Source organism: Cupriavidus sp. WS, from assembly GCF_000395345.1.
Taxonomy (GTDB): domain Bacteria; phylum Pseudomonadota; class Gammaproteobacteria; order Burkholderiales; family Burkholderiaceae; genus Cupriavidus; species Cupriavidus basilensis_B.
On the sequence record NZ_AQPL01000404.1, the window covers coordinates 1 to 2,882 of the forward strand.

1 protein-coding gene is annotated in these 2,882 nt (G+C 67.3%); it reads left to right on the forward strand.

What is annotated here, in order from left to right; all coding sequences use genetic code 11:
* The first annotated feature begins 632 nt into the window (after positions 1 to 632).
* Complete coding sequence (locus K206_RS0128440; protein WP_020205765.1) at positions 633 to 2,858, forward strand: metallophosphoesterase; 2,226 nt, start codon at positions 633 to 635, stop codon at positions 2,856 to 2,858.
* The last annotated feature ends 24 nt before the right edge of the window (positions 2,859 to 2,882 follow it).

Here is a 2,882-nt window from a genome sequence, read left to right on the forward strand (position 1 = left end):
CAAGCCGCTGGTGTCGGCCTACCAGTCGCAGGAAGTGCGCGACTTCCTCGCCAGGCAGTTCAAGGGCGCGATCCTGCCGGCGTTCTGAGCGGCGTTCTGAGCGCCGTTCCCGACCGGCATCCTGGCCGGCATCCTGGCCGGCGTTCAGCGCCGGTCTTCTTGCCTTCGTTCCCCGGGCGGACCTCGTCCGCCCAGCGCTGCCTTCCCAATTTTCCTCCCGCGATTTCCTCGAACCGCCGGCGCGTGTCGCTCCGCGACGGTTCGCTGTCGCCGATGAAGCCCGGCGCCGGATATGCCGCGAGCCGCCGCTTCGGTGGCCATCCCTGAGCGCGGGGTTGCCGCGCCTCTTCGGCGCTGCGTGCCTCTCCTGTTTCCGCTTGTCGTGTCGTGCGGGCGTGGCTCGTCACCCGGCGTGCCGGCGCATGCCGGCGTCAGGCAGGCCGGCCCGGCGCCGCGAATGCCATGACATTTGCATACATTCATGACTCGCTGAAGTGATATTAAAAGCATACATTTAGCCACATCCCTGTCACCTGCGGTGCCTACCATTCGGCGGCTTTCCGGGTCTTGCGCGTCACATGCGCAGGCCATTCCCGACGATTTCCGACGAAAACCACATTGCGAGCCGCCGCATGACATTCACCGCACCGCCTGTCTTCCGACCCGCCCGCCGCCTGCCCAGGCTGCTGGCCGCCTCGCTGTTCGCCTTCCTGGCCGCCTGCGGCAGCGACACCGACAACGGCCAGCCCACCGTGCCGCCCGCGGGCACCACGCCGCCGCCGCCGGCCGCGCCCGCCCAGCCGGCGCCGACGCTGGTCGCCTTCATGCCGGACATCCATTTCCACGATGTCTACGCCACGTTCCAGGACGGCTCGTTCCCGGGCATCCCGAACCAGAAGTCGGGCCGCAACGCCACCATCCGCCTGATGCAGGCGCAGATGACCTCCACGCGCCTGTTCAACGAGAACTACTTCGCCTTCATCGCCGCGCTGGACGACGCGGTGGCGCGCGGCGTCAAGCTGATCGCGCTGCCGGGCGACTTCTCCGACGACGGCCAGCCGGTGCACATCCGCGGCCTGAAGAAGGTGCTGGACGAATACGCCGAGAAATACGGCATCGAGTTCTTCGCCGCCCCGGGCAACCACGATCCCAACAAGCCGTTCGCGCGCGCCGGCGGCAAGAGCGACTACCTCGGCATCGACCCGAACCACGGCGATGTCGGCTTCCCGCAGCCGATCTACAGCCGCGGCGGCAACGGCGACTGCTCCAACCCCTACGCGGGCAGCTGGTCGAAGCAGAACTGGTCCTACTGCACGGAAGAAGTGCTGGAAATGGGCTACGCCGGCGTGACGCAGGCGCTGGAGCAGCACGGCTTCATGCCCAAGGCCAAGTTCCGCTATTTCGAGACGCCGTACAGCACCTACGACGCCAAGAGCTACTCGTTCCAGGTCGCCAAGGACCAGGCCGCGTGGACCAACCGCCAGTACGAGATCTGCAAGGAAGGCACCGGCGGTGCGTACAAGAAGGCCGGCTACACGCTGTGCAAGACCGTGCCGGACACCACCTACCTGGTCGAGCCGGTGGATGGCGTGTGGCTGGTCGGCATCGACGCCAACGTCTACATTCCCACCGGCGCCGGCACCACCGCCGCCGACTTCAACGGCTCGGGCGACGCCGGCTACAACGCCATGCTGACCCACAAGCAGCACGTGATCGCCTGGCTCAAGGACGTGGTCGCGCGTGGCCAGGCCGCCGGCAAGCAGGTGGTGGCGTTCAGCCATTTCCCGATGAGCGAGTTCTTCAACGGCGCCTCCGACGACATCATCGCGCTGCTGGGCGCGGGCAAGATGCAGATGGTGCGCCGCCCCGCCGAGAACGTGACCAAGGCGCTGGCCGAGACCGGGCTCAAGGTGCACGTGGGCGGCCACATGCACTTCAACGACACCGCTATCCGCAACTATGACGGCGGCCAGGCGCTGTTCAACATCCAGGCGCCGTCGATGGCGGCCTACGTGCCGGCCTACAAGCTGATGTCGATCCAGGCCGACGACAAGCTCGAAGTGCAGACCGTGCGCATCGACAATGTGCCGCGCTTCGACGAACTGTTCGAGCACTACCGCGACGAGCACAAGTACTTCACCACCTACGGCTTCATGATCCCGGGCGGCGGCGAGCTGTGGAACCTCTCCATCCTCGACGCCAAGAACTACGCCGACTTCAGCTCGCGCTACATGGCCGAGCTGGTGCGCCTGCGCCTGCTCAAGGACGACTGGCGCTGCGAGATGCGCGAGCTGGTCAAGAGCCCGCTGTACGGCTCCGACCTGCTGGTGCTGTCGCAGCTGCAGACCGGCGTCACGCTCAAGGAACTGGCCAACACCGGCACCCACGGCCTGCTGACCAACGCCTTCTTCGCCTGCCTGGCCGACGGCGGCGGCACCAACGCGGCCAACCCGGCCTACGCCACCGACTACGCCGCGGCCGAAGCCCGCGCCCGCGCGCTGGCCCAGGCCAACGGCATGCGCCTCGAAGACTTCAACGACTGGAAGGCGATCGACCTGGCCGGCGACTTCGTGCGCCTGGCCAATGCCGGCGACCTGGCGTTCTCCGACATCCCCGAAGCGCGCGCCCGCCAGTACAAGCTGCTGGCCCAGGCGCTGCAGTCCACCTCGGCCACGCTCGCCATGACCGGCGACCAGGTCAAGGACAGCAACACCGCCGGGGCGCTGTTCCAGGCCCGCTTCAAGCCGCTGATGGCGATCCTGCTCAAGCTCGCCAACGGCGCGCCGACCAAGCACTTCGTCATCGACCTGAAGGCCAACAAGCTCACCGACCTGAGCACCGAGCCGTCCCTGTTCTGATGCCTGGCGTGGCGCGCAGGACCG

What these genes read in the sequence shown, in the direction of transcription:
- K206_RS0128440 (WP_020205765.1), top strand. Translation starts at nt 633, where the DNA reads ATGACATTCACCGCACCGCCTGTCTTCCGACCCGCCCGCCGCCTGCCC.